The sequence below is a fragment of the Marinobacter sp. PE14 genome, assembly GCF_053566155.1.
In genome coordinates, this window is record NZ_JBQXNY010000001.1 from 198,695 (window position 1) to 221,441 (window position 22,747).

The window sequence follows — 22,747 nt, forward strand, 5'->3', positions numbered from 1 at the left end:
CTTGTTGTCAGGCATTTGATGCTTCTGTGGGAATCAGGTTTCGGCTTTTGGGGACAAAGCCCAAAGTGACTTCCACGCCCCCTTCATCCCGGTTGATTACTTCGACCTTGCCGCCGAGGGTCCGGGCGCGGTCCTGCATGATGATCAGGCCATAATGATTGACGGGCTGGTCGCTACCGGGCAGGCCCTTGCCATTATCCCGGATCCGCACCCGTACCTGCGGTGATTCGAACAGGACATCCACGGTTATGTCCGTGGCATCCGCATGCTTGACCGCGTTGGCAAGGCCTTCCCTCACAATCTGCAGGGTATGGATCTCTTCATTCGGCGACAGGGTCTGGGGCGGCAGATTGTACTGCAGCCCAACCGGCTTACCCAGCCGCTCGGAAAACTCTTCAATGGTCTTTTGCAGGGCAGTAGCAAGATCCGGCGTGTCCAGCTTCAGCCTGAACGTCGCCAGCAGCTCCCGCAACTGGCGATAGGCACTGTTCAGGCCGGTACTGAGTTCGTCGAGAATTGCCTCGTGAGTTTTTTGTTGCTCGCCGTCGATGTTGAGGCGTCGCAGCCGGGCAACCTGCATTTTCAGGTATGAAAGTGACTGGGCCAGAGAATCATGGAGTTCCCGGGCAATCACGGTGCGTTCTTCAGCAAGGGTCTGCTGTTGCTCCTCGGTAATCTGTCGTTCCAGGAAAATGGCGGTGGCCAACTGGTCGCTGAGGGTTTCCAGCAGCCGACGAGAAGTTTTCGACAGGCCTTCTTCGGCCGGGTACCAGACTTCCAGCGTGCCCAGCAGCTGCCCGGGGGTCCGGATCGGAAGCAGCAGCCGACGCCCGTCGTTGGATTCCACGGGCAGTTCGTCATAGGCCTCCGGCGTCACCAGGCAGGCATTGCAGTGATGATCACGGCAGTAAAATGGCCGCTCCCGGGTGGCTGTCGTGATCGCCTGTACTGGCTCCGCGGATTGTTTGTCGTGGAGATAGAGGCGGATCGGGCCAATGCCCAGTAGCTGCTCAAGCTCCTGAAGCATGGGAATCGCCCCATTGCACAGATCGTGGTTGGCGAACAGGTCGCGGCTCGCGGAGTGCAGCAGCTGAAGGGCTGCATGGCTTTTTTCGAGCTCTTCCGTTTTCAGGCGGGCCCTTTCTTCCAGCTCGTAGTAGGTCAGAGCCAGCTCGCTGGTCATCTGGTCAAAGGCCTGGCCCAGCTGTGCCAGTTCGTCGGAGCCGCTCAGGTTGGCCTTACGGGAAAAGTCCTGATCGCCCACCGCGATGGCGATACTGACCAGCTTGCGCAATGGCCGCAAAATACGGTTTTTCAGATCGATGAACAGCGCCACGATGATCAGGATGGAGAAAGCCAGGCTGATGATCTGGATCAGGTGCAGCAGGTCAATCCGGGCTTCGGTTCGCTGTTCCAGCATCTTCACCAGCTGGTCTACGTTATCAACGTATTGCTGCGTTGAAGCGAGCATGGACGCGGAAACCGGGGTGCTCTGGTCGTGTTCCTGCAGGGCAGGCCGGAGCATGGTTTCCCAGGACTGAAGAATGGTCTGGTACTGGGCGGCCAGTGGATGGTCGCGGCTCTCGGGTATGGCATTGGTAATGCTGGCGTCACCCAACTTGGTATCGTAGCGCTCCAGCATCTGCCCGATTGAGTCCTCTCCGGATTCTGGCGCAACAGGCCCCGCGCTCCGGGCAAGCAGCTGAAAGGCCCCCATGCGCAGGGCGCCCGCCAGATTGATCGCGGTGGCATTGCCTTCGATGCTTTTGGAAACCGCAAGCGTGGTCGCCATGCTGACAAGGGCTGTCACCACCACGGCGCCAACAACGAGGGCGATTCGGTTTACAAGCGGGCTTCTGGATTTCATTCAGTCTCTTGCGCATCAATGCGTGTGGCGGGGCTGGGAATTATGCCCCGCACCGGGATTCCGTGATACCTCCTTGAGGATAGTCAATTACCCCAATGGTTGGTAACCCATCATAATCTTTGACCCTTTTATGATCAAAAGATGAAACTGAAAAGCAGGTTTCCAGAAGAGCGACAGTAATGAAGTCCGAAACGGATCGTGCAGATGACCGGCTGGCGTCATTGGCAGTGGTATTGCCGTTGGCGGTGGCGGGCTTTGTTGTCGCCGCCGGCTGCTGGACCCTGTTTGCGGTGGCCGGGGTCCATCTGCGTTCGGAACTGGATCTCAGCGACTTGCAGTTTGGGTTCCTGCTGGCGATGCCGATGGCGGTAGGCGCGGTCCTGGCAGTTCCAGCGGGCCTGGCGGCACAGAAATTCGGTGCCCGCCGGATCATGCTGAGCTGTCTGGCCGGGCTGGCAGGCTGCATGGTGATACTTCTGACCACTGATACCTTCCCCGGGTACCTGATTGCCGCCGGCGGCCTCGGCCTGGCTGGCGGTTTCTACAGTGCCGGGCTGCAGTTCGTGACGGGGCACTGTGAATCCAGGCGCCTGGGCCTTGTGCTGGGTGTCTTTGGCGCGGGTGTGACCGGCGCGGGATTCAACTACTACCTGGTACCACTTTTCCATGAGGCCTTTTCCTGGCACGGGGTTCCGCTGGCCTATCTGATCGTGCTGGTCCTGGTGCTTGCGCTGCTGGTCATGCTCACCGATCCGGAAGACGCCGAGGCGGACCCGACCGCCGAAACGTCAGTCCGGGTGCTGCTGCACCGCATGCAGACGAAGCGGGCCGGTCAGCTTTGTGGCTATTTTGGCGTTGTCGCCGGCAGCTTCTTTGCGTTGGCTTTGTGGCTGCCGGATTATCTGTCGTCACAGTTCGATTTGTCAGTGGATTCCGGTGCGCGCCTGGCGCAATGGTTTGTTATTCCCGGAGCCCTGGCCCAGATTGTGGGAGGCGGGTTTTCCGATCGATTCGGCAGTGCAAGGGTTGTCACCCGGGCACTGATGGTCTGTCTGATCGCACTGTTTGTTTTGTCCTACCCACCCATGACGCTGTTTATCCAGGGCGTTGACGCCACAATCCGCGTTGAATTTGCCTTGCCCATGCAAGTCGAGGGTGTGTTTGTCGTCACCCTCGGGCTGGCCATGGGCTGCACCATGGGTAGCCTCCAGCGGCTGGTTATTGTGGAAAATCGTTCGGTGGCGGCGTTTGTCGCCGGGCTGCTTCTGGTGAGCGCCTGTTCTGTGGCTTTCGTGCTGCCGGTGATTTTCAGCAGCGTCAACCACTGGCTGGGCATCCGCAGTGCGGTCTTCATGATTCTATTCCTGTTGCTTGTGGGCTGTCTTTTCCTGTTTGCCAGGGAAAGTCGTCGGCACGAGCGTGAGCACCTTCTCCACCCGGGGATATAAGCCGCCTACCCCCTGGGTGGTAGAAGCGGGTTATGAGGTAGTAACCACGCAGATTTTGCGGTTTTTCTCAAACACAATGGTCTCAAATCGGAGCAACGATCCAGCAGACGGGTTGATGGAGAAAGAGACCATGAGTCATTTGATCGATAAACTGAATTACTTCAGGAAGAAGCGCGAGCCGTTCGCCAACGGCCATGGCGAAACCCACGAAGTCAGTCGCGAGTGGGAAGACAGCTATCGCCAGCGCTGGCAGCACGACAAGATCGTGCGTTCCACCCACGGCGTAAACTGCACCGGCTCCTGCAGCTGGAAAATTTACGTCAAGAACGGCCTGGTTACCTGGGAAACCCAGCAAACCGATTACCCCCGTACCCGTCCGGATCTGCCCAACCACGAACCCCGTGGCTGCCCCCGTGGCGCCAGCTACTCCTGGTATATGTACAGTGCTAACCGCCTGAAGTACCCGTTGATGCGCAAGCATCTGATGAAGCTTTGGCGTGCCGCGCGCATGCAGTTCAATGACCCGGTGGAAGCCTGGGCTTCTATCGTGGAAGACCCCAAGAAAACCGCTGAGTACAAGCCCCGCCGTGGTATGGGCGGATTCGTGCGCTCCAGCTGGGACGAAGTCAACGAGCTGATTGGCGCCTCGAACGTCTACACCGCCAAAAAGCATGGCCCGGACCGCATCATTGGCTTCTCGCCGATTCCCGCCATGTCCATGGTGTCCTACGCGGCCGGCAGCCGTTACCTGTCCATGATCGGCGGCGTCTGCATGAGCTTCTATGACTGGTACTGCGACCTGCCGCCGGCCTCCCCGCAAACCTGGGGTGAGCAGACCGACGTGCCGGAATCCGCCGACTGGTACAACTCCGGCTACATTATTGCCTGGGGCTCCAACGTACCCCAGACCCGTACCCCGGACGCCCACTTCTTTACGGAAGTTCGCTACAAGGGCACCAAAACCGTCGCCATTACTCCGGATTACGCCGAAGTCTCCAAGCTGTCCGACGAGTGGATGAACCCCAAGCAGGGTACCGATGCCGCTCTGGGCATGGCCATGGGTCACGTGATCCTGAAAGAGTTCCATGTCGACAAGCCGAGCGAGTACTTCACTGACTACGTACGTCGCTACACCGACATGCCTTACCTGGTCATGCTGGAAGAGAAGGATGACGGCAGCTTCGTGCCGGGCCGCTTCCTGCGCGCCAGTGACCTGGTGGATGGACTGGGTGAAGAAAACAACCCCGAGTGGAAAACCATCGCCATTGATGAAGCCTCCGGTGAGCTGACTGCGCCTAACGGCTCTATTGGCTATCGTTGGGGTGAGAAGGGCAAGTGGAACCTGAAGCAGACCGCCAAGGGCTCCGATGTAAACCTGCAGCTGTCCATGGTCGAAAAGCACGATGATGTTGTCGATGTCGCCTTCCCGTACTTCGGTGGCATCGAGCACGACCACTTCCAGCACGTGGAAATCAAGGACATCCTCAAGCACAAACTGGGTACCCGCAAGGTGCAACTGGCGGATGGCTCTGAAGGTCGCGTGGTTACCGTCTATGACCTGATGGTTGCCAACTACGGCATCAGCCGAGGTCTGGGCGAGGATGACGGCGCTACGTCATACGATGAAGTGAAGCCGTACACACCGGCGTGGCAGGAAAAGATCACTGGTGTTCCTGCAGACAAAGTAATCCGCATTGCCCGCGAGTTCGCGGACAACGCTGACAAGACCAAAGGCCGTTCCATGGTCATCGTCGGTGCCGGTATGAACCACTGGTACCACATGGACATGAACTACCGCGGTCTGATCAACATGCTGATCATGTGTGGCTGTATCGGCCAGAGCGGTGGCGGCTGGGCCCACTATGTTGGCCAGGAAAAGCTGCGTCCGCAGACCGGCTGGCAGCCCCTGGCCTTTGGTCTGGACTGGCAGCGTCCGCCCCGGCACATGAACTCCACCTCCTTCTTTTATGCCCACTCCGGCCAGTGGCGCTATGAGAAGTTGGGTGTTGACGAGATCCTGTCGCCGTTGGCGGACAAGTCCAAATTCAGTGGCAGCCTGATCGATTACAACGTTCGTGCAGAGCGCATGGGCTGGTTGCCGTCTGCCCCCCAGCTGAACCGCAACCCCCTGGGTATTGCCGCAGAAGCTGAAAAAGCGGGCATGGAAGTGTCGGACTACGTGGCGCAGTCCATGAAAGACGGCTCCCTGGCCTTCGCCGCCGAGGATCCTGAAGCGCCCCAGAACCATCCGCGCAATATGTTTATCTGGCGCTCCAACCTTCTGGGCTCCTCCGGCAAGGGCCACGAGTACATGCTCAAGTACCTGCTGGGCACCAAGAGTGGCCTGCAGGGCAAGGATCTCGGCCACGAGGGTGGTGCAAAACCGAAAGAGGTCAAATGGCATGACGAAGCGCCGGAAGGCAAGCTCGACCTGCTGGTGACCCTGGACTTCCGCATGTCCACCACCTGTCTGTATTCCGACATCGTTCTGCCGACGGCCACCTGGTACGAGAAGAACGACCTGAACACATCGGACATGCACCCGTTCATCCACCCACTGACCGCAGCCACCGATCCGGCCTGGGAAGCGCGCAGTGACTGGGAAATCTACAAGGGCATTGCCAAGGCGTTCTCAAAGGCCACCGAGGGCCACTTGGGTGTCGAGAAAGACGTGGTCACCCTGCCGCTGCTGCACGACGCGCCGGCCGAGCTGGGCCAGCCGTTCGATGTGAAGGACTGGAAGCGCGGTGAGTGTGACCTGATCCCGGGCAAGACCGCGCCCAACTTCATCACCGTTGAGCGGGATTACCCGAACACCTACGCACGTTTCACCTCGCTCGGGCCGCTGCTCGACAAGCTGGGTAACGGTGGCAAGGGCATCAACTGGAATACCGAGAAAGAAGTGAAGTTCCTGGGTGAGCTGAACTACAAGCACATTGACGGAGCCAATGCAGGCCGTCCGAAGATTGAGAGTGCTATTGATGCCGCGGAAGTGATTCTGACCCTGGCGCCGGAAACCAATGGCCAGGTGGCGGTAAAAGCCTGGGCGGCCCTGTCCGAGTTTACCGGGCTGGATCACACCCATCTGGCGAAGAACAAGGAAGAGGAAAAAATCCGCTTCCGGGACGTTGTGGCTCAGCCGCGCAAGATCATCTCCAGCCCGACCTGGTCTGGTCTGGAAGACGAACATGTGTCCTACAACGCGGGCTACACCAACGTTCACGAGCTGATCCCATGGCGCACCCTCACCGGGCGGCAGCAGTTCTACCAGGATCACGAGTGGATGCGCGCCTTCGGTGAAAGCCTGCTGGTCTACCGTCCGCCCATTAACACCAAGACGGTCAGCAGCATGCTGAACCAGCGCAGCAACGGCAATGCCGAGAAAGCGCTGAACTGGATCACACCGCACCAGAAGTGGGGTATTCACAGCACCTACAGTGACAACCTGCTGATGCTGACCCTGTCCCGCGGTGGGCCAATCGTGTGGCTGAGTGAAGACGACGCCAAAGAACTGGCCATCGAGGACAACGACTGGATCGAGCTGTTCAACGCCAATGGCGCCATTGCAGCCCGGGCGGTTGTGAGTCAGCGCGTGATGCCCGGCATGGTGATGATGTACCACGCCCAGGAGCGGATCGTGAACATTCCGGGGTCAGAAATCACCGGTACCCGGGGTGGGATCCACAACTCGGTCACCCGGGTGTGCCCGAAGCCGACCCACATGATCGGCGGTTACGCCCAGTATTCCTACGGCTTCAACTACTACGGCACCGTAGGTTCCAACCGCGACGAATTCGTGGTGGTTCGCAAGATGCACAACGTCGACTGGCTCGACGGTGAAGGCAATGACACTGTTCAGGAGGCTGTAAAATGAAAATCCGTTCCCAAGTCGGCATGGTGCTGAACCTGGACAAGTGCATCGGTTGCCACACATGTTCAGTAACCTGCAAAAACGTATGGACCAGCCGTGAAGGCATGGAATACGCCTGGTTTAACAACGTCGAGACCAAACCTGGTATCGGCTACCCGAAAGAGTGGGAGAACCAGGACAAGTGGAAGGGCGGCTGGATGCGTGACAGCTCCGGCAAGATCCGTCCGAAGATCGGTGGCCGTTTCCGGGTGCTGGCGAACATCTTCGCCAACCCCGATCTGCCCCAGATCGACGACTACTATGAGCCGTTTGATTTCGATTACCAGCACCTGCACACCGCCGGCGATACCAAGCACCAGCCGGTTGCACGGCCGCGCTCGCTGATCTCCGGCCAGCGCATGCAGAAAATCGAATGGGGCCCGAACTGGGAAGAGATTCTCGGTACCGAGTTCGCCAAGCGTCGCAAGGACAAGAACTTTGACCAGGTGCAGGCGGATATCTACGGCCAGTTCGAAAACACCTTCATGATGTACCTGCCGCGCCTGTGCGAGCACTGCCTGAACCCGGCGTGTGTTGCCAGCTGCCCGAGTGGTGCCATCTACAAGCGTGAGGAAGACGGCATCGTCCTGATCGACCAGGACAAGTGCCGTGGCTGGCGGATGTGTGTCTCCGGCTGCCCGTACAAGAAGATCTACTTCAACTGGAAAACCGGTAAGTCCGAGAAATGCATTTTCTGCTACCCGCGGATCGAAGCCGGCATGCCCACTGTGTGCTCGGAGACCTGCGTCGGCCGGATTCGCTATCTGGGTGTGCTGCTGTATGACGCAGACCGCATCGAGGAAGTGGCCAGCGCCCCGGGCGAGCACGAGCTGTACGAGAAGCAGCTGGAAATCTTCCTGGACCCGTTCGATCCGAAAGTGATCGAGCAGGCGAAGAAAGACGGCATTCCGATGAATGTGATCGAAGCCGCCCAGCAGAGCCCGGTGTACAAGATGGCGGTGGACTGGAAACTGGCCCTGCCTCTGCACCCGGAATACCGCACCCTGCCCATGGTCTGGTACGTGCCGCCCCTGAGCCCGATCCAGTCCGCGGCGGAAGCCGGCAAGGTCGAATTCGACGGCATACTGCCGAAGATCGAAAGCCTGCGGATCCCGGTGAAGTACCTGGCCAACCTGCTCACCGCAGGTGACGAGAAGCCGATTGTCCGGGCCCTCAAGCGGATTATGGCCATGCGCCTTTACAAGCGTGCCGAGACCGTTGAAGGCAAGGAAGACCTGCGCGCCCTTGAGGAAGCCGGTTTGACCAAGGCCCAGGCGGACGAAATGTATCGCTACCTGGCCATCGCCAACTACGAGGATCGCTTCGTGATTCCCACCAGCCACCGCGAGCTGGCGAAAGAAGCCTTCCCTGATGCCACCGCTCATGGCGAGCGCAACGGCTGCGGCTTCAGCTTTGGTGAAGGCTGCAACGGCGACAGCAAATTCAACATGTTCGGTGGCCGCAAACAGACCACCAGCATGGTCCAGAAGCTGTCGACCGTGAAGCAGGTTGACCCGAAACAGCTGCAGGAATAAGGAGGCGGAGATGCAACTTTTAAAAGTACTGGCACGGGTGCTTGAGTACCCGACCGAAGAACTTCAGGCCTCCAAAGACGCCCTGATTGCCGCTGTCCTCGAGGACAGCCGGCTGCCGAGGCAGAACAAGGAGCAACTGCTGCGCTGTGTGGAGATGCTGTGCGATGGCGACCTCCTGGACATTCAGGAAAACTACGTCGGCATGTTCGACAAAGGCCGGGCCACGTCCCTGCTGCTGTTCGAGCACGTGCACGGCGAGTCCCGGGATCGTGGCCAGGCCATGGTGGACCTGATGGAGGAATATCGCACCAACGGTCTGGAAATCGACGCCCGGGAACTGCCGGATTACCTACCCCTGTTCCTGGAATACCTCTCCACCCGCCCCTGGGACGAGATCCAGAACTGGCTGGAGGACATCCACCATATCCTGGGCTTGCTGGGTGAACGCTTGTACCAGCGGGAAAGCTTCTATCACGTGGTGATGGATTCGCTGCTTAATCTGTCCGGACGCGCGGCAAACCGCCAGGAGCTGGCCCAGATCGTCGCCTCGGAAGAACGCGACGACACCCCGGAGGCACTGGACAAAGTCTGGGAAGAGGAAATGGTGAAGTTTGTTGATGATCAGGGCAGCTCCTGCAGTACCGGAAGCGTTGTAGGCCAGCGCCGCCGCGAACTGGAACAGACCCAGACCATTCACCTGAGTGATCAGCTGATGACGGACGCAACACCCCGTCAGGCAGGGCGCGCCTGAGGGCGCAGGAGGAAACGGAAATGATGTCCTATCTGAATACATTGCTGTTTGGGGTTTATCCCTACATCGCCATCGCGATCCTCGTGATTGGCACCTGGGCCCGCTATGACCAGGGCCAGTTCACCTGGAAAGCCCATTCCAGCCAGATGCTGCGCAAGAAAAACATGGTCATGGCCAGCGTGCTGTTCCATGTTGGCGTACTGGTGATCTTCTTCGGCCACCTGGTCGGGCTCTTGACTCCGCACGCGTTCTACGAGCCGTTCATGACCCCCGGCACCAAGCAGGTCATGGCGATCGTGGTGGGTGGTATTGCTGGAATCATGGCCATCATCGGCGGTGGCATGCTCGCTTGGCGTCGGCTCACGGACCCGCGTGTGAAGGCCAGCAGTACCTTTGCCGACAACATGATTATTATCATCCTGGTCGTCCAGCTGGCATTGGGCATGCTCACTATCCTGCCTACCATGGGTCACCTGGACGGTAGCACCATGCTCAAGTTCTCTGCCTGGGCTCAGGGTATTGTTACCCTCCAGGGCGGCGTGGCCGGCTACATTGACGACGTGCACTGGATCTACAAGACCCACATCTTCCTGGGCCTGACCATCTTTGTACTCTTCCCGTTCACCCGCTTGGTGCACATGCTCAGCGTGCCGGTGGAGTATTTTGGGCGGAAGTACCAGGTGGTTCGCAAGCGCGCTTGATGTAAATGAAAACGGGGTCAGATGAAAGCGTTCATCTGACCCCATGTTCACTGAGGTTATTGCTATGCAACTCATTCCCGTCGGCGAAGCCGAAAAACCCAGAAACCAGTTCCCGCCGGTCACCGTGGGTGACACCCTCATCGGCGAAGACGACATCGCCCGGGAAATGCAGCACCACCCGGCCGAAGAAGTCGCCGAAGCCTGGCACGAAGCCGCCACAAGCCTCGTTATCCGCGAGTTGCTCCTGCAACAGGCCAGTCGCCTGAAACTCGATGACATCGCTGATGAAGAAGACCGCATCGCGCGGGTACTGGAACTCGAGCTCAACGTCCCGGATCCCACAGAGGAAGACTGCGAACGCTTCTATAACGCCAACCCGGCCCGCTTCCGCAGCCCAACGCTGATGGCCGTCAGCCACATCCTCCTCGCCGCCGCCCCGGACGACGTCCAGGAACGCATCCGCCAGGAAGAAGCCGGCCACCAGCTGCTGTCATCTCTGATCGACGGCCGCTCCCAGTTCGCGCAACTGGCCAAACAATACTCCGCCTGCGAATCCCGGCATCAGGGCGGCAGCCTCGGCCAGATCAGCAAGGGCCAGACAGTGGAAGAGTTCGAGCGCCCCGTCCTGTCCCTGGAAGAAGGCCTGAACCCGGAACTGATCGAAACCCGCTACGGCTGGCACATAGTCCGCGTTGACCAGCGAATCGACGGCCAGCAGCTCCCGTATGAACACGTCAAACCCCAGATCCGACAGTACCTGAGCGAGAGTGTAACCCGCCGGGCATTCCGTCAGTACCTGCAGGTTCTGGCGGCGGAAACTGGCGTAGCAGGAGTAGATCTCGAGCTGCCCGACTCGCCACTAATGCAGTAAAAGGCGCGCGACCAAAGCCTGGAGACTGGCGGGAACACCCCTTCCAAAACTGTCTGCAGCCATGGATGGCTGCAGCCTTTTTGACTCGAAATAGTTAGTAACAAAACACTTTGAGTTAGATCAATTACTCCCGAATAACCCCCCAACTACCCCCATGGGGGGAGCGATTTTCACCCCGTATCCTTCTATCATTTAAAACATGATTTCGAATGCATGAATATGCAGAGAGGATACACCAATGGCACTGACCCAAACGGCCGAAACCCGCTACACCAAACCCGTGCTCGTCGCCATCAACAAACCCTTTGACGACGAGGACGGCCTCCAGGCCCTGCGCAGCCATCCACTGTTCTCGGAACTCAATGGCAAAGACCTGCAGCACCTGATCCAGCAATCCCGAAGAATCCGGCTTGGCCATCACCAGTTGCTGTACCGCCAGGATATGCCCGCGCACCACTTCTTCTTCGTGATCTCCGGCCGCCTGCGTCTTTACCGCCTGGACTCCTCCGGCATTGATCGAACCCTCGACAGCATCGCCCCCGGTGACTGTTTCGCCGAAGTCATGATCTACGCCGATCCGCCCCGGTATGCCTGCTATGCAGAAGCCCTGAAGTCCAGCGAAGTGCTGATGATCCCAGTCAAAGCCTACCAGGACATGCTGGAAAGCAATCCTGGATACGCCCAGGCAGCCCTGCGGCATTACGCCAAACGGGCCGTCTCCCGGTTTCACGACCTGGAAATCATGACCGTCCAGAACGCCCGTGACCGGCTGATCCGTTACCTGATCGATCTGTTGCCCAACGGTGCAGAGGAGGGTGGAGAAGTAGAGTTGCCGCTACCCAAGTGCCTGGTGGCCTCCAGGCTGGCCATGCAGCCGGAAACCTTCTCCCGAATTCTGGCGGATCTGAAGGCCAACGGTCTGGTGCGGGTCAACCGCAGCCGGCTGTTCATTTCGGATCCCCGTCGGTTGATCGAAATCAGCCAGTAGCAGCCCACACTCAGGCCTCCAGGCTCCCGGACAAGGAGGAAGCGTGACAGCAAGAAAGCAACGACCGCTGATCTATTCATGTTCCGGCTGTTCCGATGTGGCGCAGCTGGCCAACAATGTAGCCGTGCGGCTGGATCACGCCGGTGAATTCGAAATGTCCTGCATCTCCGGTGTTGGCGGCAAGGTGCCGTCACTGTTGAAAACCGCCAGATCCGGTCGCCCGATCACCGTGATTGATGGCTGCCCCCTGCATTGTGCCCGGGCATGCCTTGAGAACATCGGTGTCGAGCCCGATGAGCATGTCCGGCTCTACGAATTCGGCTTCAAGAAACACTATGGACAGAGCTACGGCGAAGACGCCGTGGAAGACGTTTGCGACGAAGTTCGCAGGCTCACCTCGTCCGATCAGCTCATTGCCCGCAAGGCGTAAATCGCAGCGGTCCCGTATCAGTAAGGATTTATCAAAATGATCAGCAGTTACAGTGACCTGATTCAGGCCTCCCGCAGTCAGCAGGAAGCCCAGCGCCTGTTATTCGTATTTTGCCGGGCGGAACTGCCCGATGATGCTTCAGCCGAAGAAAGAGCGGCCTTTGAACGGGGTGAGGGCGGCGCGTTGACACCAGTGATCTGTGTGGACAAGACGCCGGATGAAGCGCCGGATTTTGAGGCGCTTGCCGAAGAATCCCGGGCCACTGGCCAACCCTGGGACGTTGTTTTCGTTGCCGCCATGTCCGGCCGCGGCGGCACGCCCCCATCCACCGATGAGGCGCAGCAGCCGCTGACCATGATGGTGGAGTCCATCCGCCTCGGTCATATCAGTAATTACCTCCCGCTCGATTCACAAGGAAACGCTGTCAGCCTGGGCTGACAGCGAGAATCCGATCAGTTCCTCCGCCAGGTGTATTCAATAAGAGGTATTTGATTTTCCTCTAATTTGCCTAGGCTAGAGCAATAAGGCGCTTTTCTCAGGGAGTCTTCTGTGTCCGTTTTTTCCCGCTTCACTTTTTTCTTTTTCGCATCGATCATGGCCATGGCCCTGAATGCAGCGCCTCTGGCCAAGTATGAGCCTGTTGCCGGTCGTCAGGTCATCAAGCAGACGTTTCCGGATGTCACCAGGGTAAAGCATCGGAAAGGCAATCGAGCCATCCAGGAGCTCTATGCCCGTAAGGAACTGGTGGGCTACGCCTATCAGTCCCTGGATTTTGTCCAGACGCCCGCTTATTCGGGCAAACCCGTCAACGCCATGGTTGTGCTGGATACCGAAGGCACTATCAAGGCCGCCAAGGTGATCCATCACGATGAGCCCATTCTTCTGGTGGGTATTCCCGAAAGCAAGATGCACGCGTTTACCGATCAGTACACGGGCCTGAAAGCAGATCAACGGGTAACCGTTGGCGGAACGTCCTCCGAACGCAAGGTTGCCGTTGATGGTTTGTCCGGGGCCACGGTTACCGTGATGGTGATCAACGAAGTGATTATGCGCACCGCCCACCGGGTGGCCGTGGAACTGGGAATGGTCGAGGGCGAGGACGGAACCCGTCCGCCGCTGGCCACGGTGAACAAACAGGCTTATGAGCAGAAATCCTGGCAGGAACTGACCGGTGACGGTTCTGTCCGCCGGTTACTGCTCACCAAGGGCCAGGTAGATGATTCATTCAAAGGCACTGAAGCCGAGGGTGTTGATACCGCAGGCCCGGAAGAGCGAAATGAGCCGCTGATTGAACTGTATGCCGCCTACCTGGATGTGCCCACCATTGGCCGGAATCTGCTGGGAGAGAGTCAGTACCAGTGGCTGACGTCCGAGCTGCAGGAGGGTGAGCATGCCATTGCCGTGATGGCCAACGGTGAATACTCCTTCAAGGGCTCGGGTTATGTTCGCGGCGGCATTTTCGATCGCATCCAGATTCGTCAGTTCGGAGACACTTTCAATTTCCGGGACCTGGATTTCTACCGGCTGAGCGACGTCTATGCCGAAGGCATGCCGGAATTCACTGAGATGGCGATATTCATTATTCGCCAGCAGTACAACTTCGATCCCGGCACTCCCTGGACACTCGAGCTCACGGTCAAGCGCCAGACCGGCCCTCTGGACAGCGAATTCCAGGTGTTTCCGCTGGAGTATCAGTTGCCGGAACAGTATTACACCCGTCCGGAGCTCGTCGTTTCCGAGGAAGAATGGCTGGAGAGCCAGCCCATGTGGGTGCAGGTATGGTACCAGCGGGAGTTCCAGATCACGGTATTGGGCATAGGCATTGGTGTGCTGCTGTTCATTCTGTTTTTCCAGGACTGGCTGGTCAAAAAGCCAAAAATGATGCGTTGGATCCGCCACGCGTTTCTCACCTACACCCTTGTTTTCATTGGCTGGTATGCCATGGGTCAGCTGTCGATTGTCAACGTGCTGACGTTTGCCAACAGTCTTATCAGTGGCTTCAGCTGGAACACCTTCCTGATTGACCCGGTGATTTTCATTCTCTGGGCCGTGGTGGCCGGCATCGTTCTTCTGTGGGGAAGGGCGGTCTACTGTGGATGGCTGTGCCCATTCGGCGCCCTGCAGGAGCTGCTGAATGAAATTGCCCGCAAGCTGAAGGTGCCCCAATACACCGTTCCCTTTGCTGTGCATGAGCGGCTCTGGGCCATCAAATACATCGTTCTGCTGGTGCTGTTCGGGGTGTCGCTGGATTCCATGGCAACCGCTGAACGGCTTGCCGAGGTGGAGCCGTTCAAGACCGCGATTACGCTCAAGTTTGATCGCAGCTGGCCTTTCGTGACCTACGCCGTCCTGTTGCTAGTGGTCAACCTGTTCACCCGCAAAGTTTTCTGTCGTTACATGTGCCCGCTGGGGGCGGCACTGGCGTTGCCGACCAAATTACGAGTGTTCGACTGGCTCAAGCGGCGCAAAGAATGTGGCAATCCCTGTCGGTTGTGTGATCACGAATGTGAAGTTCAGGCGATCCATCCGGACGGCCACATCAACTATATGGAGTGTCATTACTGCCTGGATTGCCAGATGACGTATTTCGATGACCACAAGTGCCCGCCGCTGATCGTCAAGCGACGCGGCAAGCGCCGTGGGCATAACGCACCGGGCCACCCGGAGGAAATACCTGTGGTTCAGGTGTCATGAGTAGTCCCATAAAAAGAAAGAATGAGAAGCAAAACCGCCATTACCAATAACGGAGTTGGATGTTATGAAAAAAAGAGATGATCTGACCAACGACATGCCGGAGCTTCCGGAAAGTGGCCGGAGCCGCCGTCGGTTTATGGGTGCCGCGGCACTCGCCGGTGTTGCTGGTGCAACTGGCCTGGGCACCGCGGTGATGTCGCGGGAGTCGTTTGCCGCGGCCGCCGAGGAGGCCCGTAACAAATTCGTCGTGCACCCCGGTGAGCTGGACGAGTACTACGGTTTCTGGAGCGGTGGTCACTCCGGTGAAGTACGGGTTCTGGGTGTGCCTTCCATGCGGGAGCTTATGCGTATCCCTGTGTTCAACGTGGACTCTGCAACCGGGTGGGGCATTAGCAACGAGAGCAAAGACGTGCTGGGTCATGACAACACCCATCTGAACGGCGACTCTCACCATCCCCATATTTCCATGACGGATGGTCGTTACGATGGCAAGTACCTGTTCATTAACGACAAGGCCAATACCCGGGTGGCACGGATCCGCCTGGACATCATGAAGTGTGACAAGATCACCACCATTCCGAATGTTCAGGCCATTCACGGCCTGCGTCTTCAGAAGGTGCCCAAAACCAAGTACGTGTTCTGCAACGCCGAGTATGTCATTCCCCATCCGAACGATGGCAGCGACACCAGCCTTGAAAGCAGCTTCACCATGTTTAACGCGGTAGACGCGGAAACCATGGAGGTGGCCTTTCAGGTGATTGTTGATGGCAACCTGGACAACACCGATGCGGACTACACCGGCAAGTACGCCTGCTCCACCTGCTACAACTCGGAGAAGGCGCTGGATCTGGCCGGCACCATGCGCAACGATCGCGACTGGGCGGTGGTGTTCAACATCGAGCGCATTGAGCAGGCGGTCAAGAATGGCAACTACAAGACCCTGGGTGACTCCAAGGTGCCTGTGGTAGACGGTCGTGCCGGCTCGGAACTGACCCGTTACATCCCGGTTCCGAAAAATCCGCATGGTCTGAATACCTCCCCGGACGGCAAGTACTTTATTGCCAATGGCAAGCTGTCACCAACGGCCACCATTATTGCCATCGACAAGCTGGATGATCTGTTCGATGGCAAGATTGAGCCGCGCGATACGGTGGTAGGCGAACCGGAACTGGGCCTTGGGCCCCTGCACACAACCTTCGATGGCCGTGGCAATGCCTATACCACTCTGTTTATCGACAGCCAGGTGGCGAAGTGGAACATCGCGGATGCCATCAAGCACTACAACGGCGAGGATGTGAACTACATCCGTCAGAAGCTCGACGTGCATTATCAGCCTGGACACAACCACGCGTCCCTGACCGAATCGCGGGATGCTGATGGCAAATGGCTGGTGGTGCTGTCCAAGTTCTCCAAGGACCGGTTCCTGCCGGTTGGGCCGTTGCACGCAGAGAACGACCAGCTGATCGATATCTCCGGTGAGGAGATGAAGCTGGTTCACGATGGCCCGACCTTTGCTGAGCCCCACGACTGTATTCTGGTCCGCCGTGATCAGATCAAGACCAAGAAAATCTACGATCGCAACGATCCGTTCTTCGCATCTGCCCGAGAGCAGGCGGAAAAGGATGGTGTCACGCTTGAAGCTGACAACAAGGTGATCCGGGACGGCAACAAGGTTCGCGTCTATATGACGTCGATTGCGCCACAGTACGGGATGACCGAGTTCAAGGTGAAGCAGGGCGATGAGGTGACGGTTTACGTGACCAACCTCGACACCATTGAGGATGTGACCCATGGTTTCTGTATGGTCAACCATGGTGTGAGCATGGAGGTCAGTCCACAGCAGACGTCTTCTGTGACCTTCAAGGCGGATCGTCCCGGGGTGCATTGGTACTACTGCAACTGGTTCTGTCATGCGCTGCATATGGAGATGCGGGGTCGCATGATTGTAGAGAAGGCCTGATAGGTCGTTCTTTCACCGGGACCCGTGTGTGGGTCCCGGTGTTCCTTTTACCGATTTCGGAGAAGCAAACCAAGAGGGAAGGCCTTTCCAAAACACGCTCCTTGCGGCACGTCCATGTGACGCTTGGGCTCCGCCATCCATGGCTCCGCACAGTTTTGGAAAGGCCTTCCCTCTTGGTTCGCCAAGCTTGAGTGCAGGCCTCTGCAACTTTATCGCTTTCTAGAGAGACATTGATGTATTCACTTTTGCGTTATGGAGTGGCCCTGACAGTCGCTCTGTTATCGCTGACCGTGCAAGCGGACCTGCAAGAACAGCTTGATGCCCTGGAACCGGGCGCGAGCTTCGAGCTTCCCCCTGAGCAGATTTCGTCTCTGGCTATCCGGGTGCCCAGGGTGTCTGTGTCTTGCCATGAAGAGACGGTGATAGACCCGGGCGGGCAGGGTAATGCAGTGGATATCGCTGCCGAGGGGGTGACGTTTTCCGGCTGTGCCGTTCGCAACTGGGGCCGAGACCTGAACGAGCTGGATGCGGGGATTTTTGTGGCTAGGGAGGCCAGGGGCGCGGTGGTTGAGAACAACCGTTTGCAGGGGCCTGCGTTCGGGGTCTGGTTGGATGCAACGCCGGATGTGACGGTCCGAAATAATACAATTCGCGGTGATGACAGTCTGCGTCCGAATGACCGGGGCAATGGGATTCACCTGTTCAATACCACCGGGGCGCTGATTGAGGGCAATGACATTCGTCAGACCCGGGATGCGATCTATATCGAGACGGCAAATAACAATACGATCCGGGGTAATGAGATGGCGGATCTGCGTTATGGCATCCATTACATGTACTCGATGAACAATCTGCTGGAGAACAATGTCACCCGTAATACTCGGACCGGTTATGCGCTGATGCAGAGCAAGCGCCTGAAGGTGATCAATAACCGGTCGGTGAATGATGAGAACTACGGGATTCTGATGAATTTCATTACCCAGTCGGAGCTGCGGGGTAATGTGGTGACCGGGGTGTCCCAGGGCCGCACCGGCGGGGTGACGATTGAGGGAGCCGAAGGGAAGGCGGTGTTTATCTATAACTCCCTGTACAACATTTTTGAAGGCAATCTGTTTGCGGATAGCAATATTGGTATTCACCTGACGGCCGGTTCTGAAGATAACGAGGTATTCGGGAACGCCTTCGTGAATAACCAGCGACAGGTGAAGTATGTGGCAACCCGCACTCAGGAGTGGTCCAGTGATGGTAAGGGCAATTACTGGAGTGACTACCTTGGATGGGACCGGAACCAGGACGGTATTGGAGATGTGCCGTACGAGCCCAATGACAATGTTGATCGACTGCTCTGGAAGTACCCGGAAGCCAAGGTGCTGATGTTCAGTCCGGCGGTGGATACCCTGCGTTGGGTCCAGGATGCGTTTCCGGTGATCAAGGCCGCCGGGGTTGCCGATTCCCACCCCCTTATGCGACTTCCCTCTGATCTGAAACCGGAGAACCGATGAGCTGTTTTCGTCTTGAGAATGTGAGTTACCGGTACGACAAGAGCCCGGTGCTGCAGGGCATTGATCTGAGCCTGGAGCCCGGTGAGATTCTGGGGTTGTTCGGCCACAACGGGGCCGGTAAGACGACCTGTATCAAGCTGATCCTGGGGCTGATGCAGCCCAATCAGGGCGCGTTGTCTGTGCTCGGCGGTCACGCGGGGGACCCTCAGGTAACCCAGCACATTGGTTACCTGCCGGAAAACGTGATGTTTTACCCCCAACTGACCGGGCGGGAGATTCTGAGCCATTTTGCGCGTCTGAAGGGGGCGTCCCTGCAACAGGTGTCTCCGCTGCTCGAACAGGTTGGCCTTAGCGACGCAATGGATTCGCGCACCAAGACTTACTCAAAAGGCATGCGCCAGCGTCTAGGGTTGGCCCAGGCGTTGTTGGGCAAGCCGAAGCTGCTGATGTTGGATGAGCCTACCGTAGGCCTGGATCCGGTTGCCACGGCAGACCTTTACCGGCTTCTCCGGGAGCTGCGAGATGGGGGGGCGGGCATTGTGTTGTGTTCCCATGTCCTGCCCGGTGTTGAACCCTACATTGATCGTGCAGCCATCCTCACCGATGGCGCACTGAAGGCCGCCGGAGATCTGGCCGCACTAAGGCGGCAGGCCAATATGCCGGTGACCCTGTCTCTGGATCCGGCCAACAGTATCTCGGCGCTGGAACAAGTGATCGACCGGGCGTCGAACAATGGTGGCCTGATCATCAAGACCGAGAGCGGCCGACTGAAGGTCGACGTGCAACCAAGGGAGAAAATGGCCTTGCTGAACGCGGTGATGGCGTCGGGCGAGCTGGCGGATGTCAGCATCCACCAGCCCAGCCTGGAAGACATCTACGTACACTTCATCGGTTCGGGTGGTCTGGCTCACCGGGGAGGCAGTCAATGAACAGTATCTGGACCATTGCCCGTAAAGAACTCAGCGATAGTCTGCGCAACCGTTGGCTGATGGCCATTTCCCTGGTCTTTGCCACCCTGGCACTGGGCATTGCCTGGTTCGGCGCCGCAGCCTCGGGTCAGGTAGGCTATGCCTCCACGCCGGCCACCATTGCCAGCCTCGCGAGCCTGGGGATTTTCCTGATCCCGCTGATTGCTCTGTTGCTGGCCTACGACGCGATCGTTGGCGAAGAGGAGGGCGGCACCCTGCTGTTGCTGATGACCTATCCGATCAGTCGCAGCCAATTGCTGCTGGGTAAGTTCCTGGGCCACGGCCTGACCCTGGCCCTGGCTACGCTGATCGGCTTCGGAGTTGCCGGTGTGGCGATCGCGCTGCTTGTGGAAGACGTGGCCATTGTAAGCCTTGCCACTGCGATGTTCCGTTTTATCGCCTCCACCGTGCTGTTGGGATGGGGCTTTATTGCCCTTGCCTATGTGATCAGCGTCCGGGTCAGCGAAAAACCCATTGCCGCCGGCCTGGCCCTGGCGATCTGGTTTTTCTTTGTGCTGATCTTCGACCTGATGCTACTGGGCACCCTCGTGGCCAGCGAAGGCCAGTTCAGCGCGGAGCTCCTGCCCTGGTTGTTGATGCTCAATCCCACCGACATCTATCGCCTGCTCAATATTGTTGCCTTTGGCGACAGCGCGCAGCTCAGTGGCGTTCTTAGCCTGGGAGCCGACCTCCCTATCGGCGCAGCCGGCCTATGGGCTGGACTGGTGTTGTGGTTTGTCATTCCGCTGGCAGGCGCCTTGTTACTTTTCCGAAACCGCCGTATCTGAACGGAGTTGTCCCGATGAACAGAAACAAACTCAACTGGCTCTTCGCCGCCCTTGCAGCCGTCACACTGACAGCCTGCTCGGGCAACGAGGAACAAACCACCGCCAAACCCGACCCGATCCATTTCGAAAGCGGCGACGAATGCCACGTCTGCGGCATGGTCATCGTAGGCTTCCCGGGCCCGAAAGGCGAAGCCATCACCGAAAAAGACCAGCACGTCCGAAAATTCTGCTCCACCCGGGACATGTTCGCCTGGACCCTTCAGCCAGAGAACGTGAACCGGGATCACACCCTGTACGTCCACGACATGGCCCAGACCGAATGGGAAAGCCCGAACGACGCTGCACTGATTGATGCCCGCGAGGCATTCTACGTAGTCGGTTCCAGCCGAAAAGGCGCCATGGGCCCGACTCTGGCATCATTTGCCAGTCAGAGTAATGCAGAAAATTTTGCCAACGAAAATGGTGGTGAGGTAATGGCTTACAGCGAAATCACCATGGATCAGCTGAATACGGGCATGGCGATGCATAGTATGGATGGAATGGACCACTAGAAATGAAAAAGGGGTCAGACGAAAGCTTTCATCTGACCCCTTTTGTTGTGTTAGTTGTTGTGCCGGCCGCTTAGCCGCCGGTCATATTCATGAACCGAAGGATCTGCACATCCCCATTGGTGGAGAAGTGATGCCGCTCCGGCTTCAGGTCCATGGCATTGATGATGGTTTCCCGGAGCTTGTCATCGGTCACCGGGTTGCCACGCAAGACGCGCATCAGATCGACTGAATGCTCGTTACCGAGACAAAGGAGCAATCGACCTTCAACGGTTACCCTCACCCGATTGCAGGTAGAGCAGAAGTTGTGGGAATGGGGAGAAATGAAACCGACCCGGGTCTCGCTATCCTCCATCCGGTAATACCGGGCGGGACCGCCGGAATCTTCGGTAGCGGGTATCAGCTCATGGTGCTTGCGGATAATGTCCCGCACCTCTTCGCTGGTACACAGCGCCAGGCCCCGGTCGTGCTCGGAAATCTCACCAAGGGGCATCTCTTCGATAAAGCTGATATCCACCTTTTTCTTGCGGGCGAACTCGATCAGCTCGGGAATCTCTTCGTCGTTGCGGCCCTTCATCACCACCGTATTGATCTTGATGCCCCGGAAGCCGGCCTCGCGGGCGGCGTCAATACCATCCAGCACATGGCTGAGTTTGCCAGTGCGGGTAATGTTGCGGAATTTCTCGGCGTCCAGGGAATCCAGGCTGATGTTCAGGCGATGCATGCCGGCCTTGCGCAGGGGCTCGGCCATGGTGGTGAGCTGGCTGCCATTGGTGGTCATGGCAAAGTCGCGCAGCCCGTAGGTGCCGATTTCCTTTACCAGCTCCAGAATGTCCTTGCGTACCAGCGGCTCGCCGCCAGTCAGGCGGATTTTTTCCGTACCCAGATCAACAAAATTGCGGGCAACCCGGGCGATTTCCTCAAGAGTGAGAACCTGCTGACGGGGCAGAAACGTCATGTCTTCAGCCATACAGTACACGCAGCGGAAGTCGCACCGGTCAGTGACGGACAGGCGCACGTAATTGACGGTCCGACCAAAACGGTCTGTCAGCTTGCTCTGGGGCATCGGGTTGGTCCTGTTGCCGATTGTTTTTTAACCTGAGTATAGCCCAAGTATTGCAGATTGGATCACCAATTCCGATACCCCTCGGGAGGTAAGCCCACTACCCTTGGGCAGTCAGGCCGTCTATCCGGGCAAACAGCACCGAGTTTTCCAGAGCAATGTGCTCCTTCAGGTCTTCGCGAAAAACGCCAATCTGGTCATAGAGCTTGCACCAGGTGTTGCAGGCACCGTCTGGTAAGCTCAGTTTGTTAGTGAGAGCGTCAAGGTGGGCGAGGGCGGAATCATGTCCCTCATGCTCTGCCCGCATAACTGATATGGGGCCAAGGGCCATGCCCGATATGCCGCGGGAGATCATCGGAAACAGGATCTGCTCCTCCTTGGCCATATGATTCTCGAGCTCCCTATGCATGGTCTCGAGATGCGCGCTCAGGCCCGAGGGGCAGGCAGGATGACCGCCATGAACCCGTTCCACCCTCTGTGCCATCCGGATCAGCTCGGGGAGCTGGTCCCGGTGAGTATCGTGATATCTGGTGAGGATGTGTTCGATCAGTTCCTGGTCGGACGCTTTTTCAAGCCAGATTTGCTCAGACATAGTTTTCTCCAAAACATTTTAAATATATGTATATTTTCGATTGATCTTTTTCGGTTCTCAGCTCATATCCTTGTTTAGATCAATGATAGAAAGAATTCAGGGTTGAAAGCCGACAAAAAGAAGTCTATAAA

At 57.8% G+C, this 22,747-nt stretch carries 18 protein-coding genes; 15 read left to right on the forward strand and 3 right to left on the reverse strand.

Features of this window, described 5'->3' with window-relative positions; translation table 11 throughout:
- Positions 1-7: 7 nt before the first annotated feature.
- Complete coding sequence (locus ACWJ62_RS00930; protein ID WP_449284509.1) at positions 8-1,867, reverse strand: histidine kinase; 1,860 nt, start codon at positions 1,865-1,867, stop codon at positions 8-10.
- A gap of 179 nt (positions 1,868-2,046) precedes the next feature.
- Here ACWJ62_RS00930 and ACWJ62_RS00935 point away from each other — a divergent pair, with 179 nt between their 5' ends.
- From ACWJ62_RS00935 to ACWJ62_RS01005, 15 genes are all read left to right on the forward strand, one after another.
- Positions 2,047-3,315, forward strand: coding sequence for an MFS transporter (locus ACWJ62_RS00935; RefSeq protein ID WP_449284510.1), 1,269 nt, complete (start codon positions 2,047-2,049; stop codon positions 3,313-3,315).
- Positions 3,316-3,445: 130 nt separating this feature from the next.
- Positions 3,446-7,189, forward strand: coding sequence for a nitrate reductase subunit alpha (locus ACWJ62_RS00940; RefSeq protein WP_449284511.1), 3,744 nt, complete (start codon positions 3,446-3,448; stop codon positions 7,187-7,189).
- The gene (gene narH / locus ACWJ62_RS00945) at positions 7,186-8,760 is read left to right on the forward strand and encodes a nitrate reductase subunit beta (RefSeq protein ID WP_148609060.1); all 1,575 of its coding nucleotides are present in this window, start codon (positions 7,186-7,188) and stop codon (positions 8,758-8,760) included. The genes ACWJ62_RS00940 and narH overlap by 4 nt, the downstream gene beginning before the upstream one ends.
- Before the next feature lie 10 nt (positions 8,761-8,770).
- A complete protein-coding gene (gene narJ, locus ACWJ62_RS00950; RefSeq protein WP_449284512.1) occupies positions 8,771-9,511 on the forward strand; it encodes a nitrate reductase molybdenum cofactor assembly chaperone in 741 nt (246 codons plus the stop codon).
- A gap of 23 nt (positions 9,512-9,534) precedes the next feature.
- Positions 9,535-10,212 carry a respiratory nitrate reductase subunit gamma gene (gene narI, locus ACWJ62_RS00955; RefSeq protein ID WP_449285331.1) on the forward strand — a complete coding sequence of 226 codons (678 nt, stop codon included), beginning with the start codon at positions 9,535-9,537 and terminating at the stop codon, positions 10,210-10,212.
- Between the two features lie 64 nt (positions 10,213-10,276).
- A complete protein-coding gene (locus ACWJ62_RS00960; protein WP_449284513.1) occupies positions 10,277-11,083 on the forward strand; it encodes a peptidylprolyl isomerase in 807 nt (268 codons plus the stop codon).
- Positions 11,084-11,321: 238 nt separating this feature from the next.
- Positions 11,322-12,071: a Crp/Fnr family transcriptional regulator gene (locus tag ACWJ62_RS00965; protein WP_449284514.1), complete on the forward strand. Its 750-nt coding sequence runs from the start codon at positions 11,322-11,324 to the stop codon at positions 12,069-12,071.
- A gap of 43 nt (positions 12,072-12,114) precedes the next feature.
- A complete protein-coding gene (locus tag ACWJ62_RS00970) occupies positions 12,115-12,501 on the forward strand; it encodes a putative zinc-binding protein (protein WP_421865454.1) in 387 nt (128 codons plus the stop codon).
- Positions 12,502-12,537: 36 nt separating this feature from the next.
- On the forward strand, positions 12,538-12,939 hold the full coding sequence (locus tag ACWJ62_RS00975) for a ribonucleotide reductase subunit alpha (protein WP_148609065.1): 402 nt from the start codon (positions 12,538-12,540) through the stop codon (positions 12,937-12,939).
- Between the two features lie 156 nt (positions 12,940-13,095).
- Positions 13,096-15,195, forward strand: a complete 2,100-nt coding sequence (gene nosR / locus ACWJ62_RS00980) for a transcriptional regulator NosR (protein WP_449285332.1) — start codon at positions 13,096-13,098, stop codon at positions 15,193-15,195.
- Positions 15,196-15,289: 94 nt separating this feature from the next.
- Positions 15,290-17,155, forward strand: coding sequence for a TAT-dependent nitrous-oxide reductase (nosZ, locus tag ACWJ62_RS00985; protein ID WP_449285333.1), 1,866 nt, complete (start codon positions 15,290-15,292; stop codon positions 17,153-17,155).
- Positions 17,156-17,388: 233 nt separating this feature from the next.
- A complete protein-coding gene (locus ACWJ62_RS00990) occupies positions 17,389-18,657 on the forward strand; it encodes a nitrous oxide reductase family maturation protein NosD (RefSeq protein WP_449284515.1) in 1,269 nt (422 codons plus the stop codon).
- Positions 18,654-19,586: an ATP-binding cassette domain-containing protein gene (locus tag ACWJ62_RS00995; protein WP_449284516.1), complete on the forward strand. Its 933-nt coding sequence runs from the start codon at positions 18,654-18,656 to the stop codon at positions 19,584-19,586. The genes ACWJ62_RS00990 and ACWJ62_RS00995 overlap by 4 nt, the downstream gene beginning before the upstream one ends.
- Positions 19,583-20,413 carry an ABC transporter permease gene (locus ACWJ62_RS01000; RefSeq protein ID WP_449284517.1) on the forward strand — a complete coding sequence of 277 codons (831 nt, stop codon included), beginning with the start codon at positions 19,583-19,585 and terminating at the stop codon, positions 20,411-20,413. The genes ACWJ62_RS00995 and ACWJ62_RS01000 overlap by 4 nt, the downstream gene beginning before the upstream one ends.
- 14 nt (positions 20,414-20,427) lie before the next feature.
- A complete protein-coding gene (locus tag ACWJ62_RS01005; RefSeq protein WP_449284518.1) occupies positions 20,428-20,964 on the forward strand; it encodes a nitrous oxide reductase accessory protein NosL in 537 nt (178 codons plus the stop codon).
- Between the two features lie 70 nt (positions 20,965-21,034).
- Here the strand turns inward: ACWJ62_RS01005 and moaA are convergent, their stop codons facing one another.
- Both moaA and ACWJ62_RS01015 read right to left on the reverse strand, forming a co-directional pair.
- Complete coding sequence (gene moaA / locus ACWJ62_RS01010; protein ID WP_449284519.1) at positions 21,035-22,027, reverse strand: GTP 3',8-cyclase MoaA; 993 nt, start codon at positions 22,025-22,027, stop codon at positions 21,035-21,037.
- A gap of 97 nt (positions 22,028-22,124) precedes the next feature.
- Positions 22,125-22,616 carry a hemerythrin domain-containing protein gene (locus ACWJ62_RS01015; RefSeq protein WP_449284520.1) on the reverse strand — a complete coding sequence of 164 codons (492 nt, stop codon included), beginning with the start codon at positions 22,614-22,616 and terminating at the stop codon, positions 22,125-22,127.
- Between the last annotated feature and the right edge of the window lie 131 nt (positions 22,617-22,747).

Excerpts from the sequence above, each read along its gene's own strand:
- ACWJ62_RS00930 (WP_449284509.1), bottom strand. The coding sequence starts at position 1,867 with ATGAAATCCAGAAGCCCGCTTGTAAACCGAATCGCCCTCGTTGTTGGC.
- ACWJ62_RS00935 (WP_449284510.1), top strand. The coding sequence starts at position 2,047 with ATGAAGTCCGAAACGGATCGTGCAGATGACCGGCTGGCGTCATTGGCA.
- ACWJ62_RS00940 (WP_449284511.1), top strand. The coding sequence starts at position 3,446 with ATGAGTCATTTGATCGATAAACTGAATTACTTCAGGAAGAAGCGCGAG.
- narH (WP_148609060.1), top strand. The coding sequence starts at position 7,186 with ATGAAAATCCGTTCCCAAGTCGGCATGGTGCTGAACCTGGACAAGTGC.
- narJ (WP_449284512.1), top strand. The coding sequence starts at position 8,771 with ATGCAACTTTTAAAAGTACTGGCACGGGTGCTTGAGTACCCGACCGAA.
- narI (WP_449285331.1), top strand. The coding sequence starts at position 9,535 with ATGTCCTATCTGAATACATTGCTGTTTGGGGTTTATCCCTACATCGCC.
- ACWJ62_RS00960 (WP_449284513.1), top strand. The coding sequence starts at position 10,277 with ATGCAACTCATTCCCGTCGGCGAAGCCGAAAAACCCAGAAACCAGTTC.
- ACWJ62_RS00965 (WP_449284514.1), top strand. The coding sequence starts at position 11,322 with ATGGCACTGACCCAAACGGCCGAAACCCGCTACACCAAACCCGTGCTC.
- ACWJ62_RS00975 (WP_148609065.1), top strand. The coding sequence starts at position 12,538 with ATGATCAGCAGTTACAGTGACCTGATTCAGGCCTCCCGCAGTCAGCAG.
- nosR (WP_449285332.1), top strand. The coding sequence starts at position 13,096 with ATGGCCATGGCCCTGAATGCAGCGCCTCTGGCCAAGTATGAGCCTGTT.
- nosZ (WP_449285333.1), top strand. The coding sequence starts at position 15,290 with ATGCCGGAGCTTCCGGAAAGTGGCCGGAGCCGCCGTCGGTTTATGGGT.
- ACWJ62_RS00990 (WP_449284515.1), top strand. The coding sequence starts at position 17,389 with ATGTATTCACTTTTGCGTTATGGAGTGGCCCTGACAGTCGCTCTGTTA.
- ACWJ62_RS00995 (WP_449284516.1), top strand. The coding sequence starts at position 18,654 with ATGAGCTGTTTTCGTCTTGAGAATGTGAGTTACCGGTACGACAAGAGC.
- ACWJ62_RS01000 (WP_449284517.1), top strand. The coding sequence starts at position 19,583 with ATGAACAGTATCTGGACCATTGCCCGTAAAGAACTCAGCGATAGTCTG.
- ACWJ62_RS01005 (WP_449284518.1), top strand. The coding sequence starts at position 20,428 with ATGAACAGAAACAAACTCAACTGGCTCTTCGCCGCCCTTGCAGCCGTC.
- moaA (WP_449284519.1), bottom strand. The coding sequence starts at position 22,027 with ATGCCCCAGAGCAAGCTGACAGACCGTTTTGGTCGGACCGTCAATTAC.
- ACWJ62_RS01015 (WP_449284520.1), bottom strand. The coding sequence starts at position 22,616 with ATGTCTGAGCAAATCTGGCTTGAAAAAGCGTCCGACCAGGAACTGATC.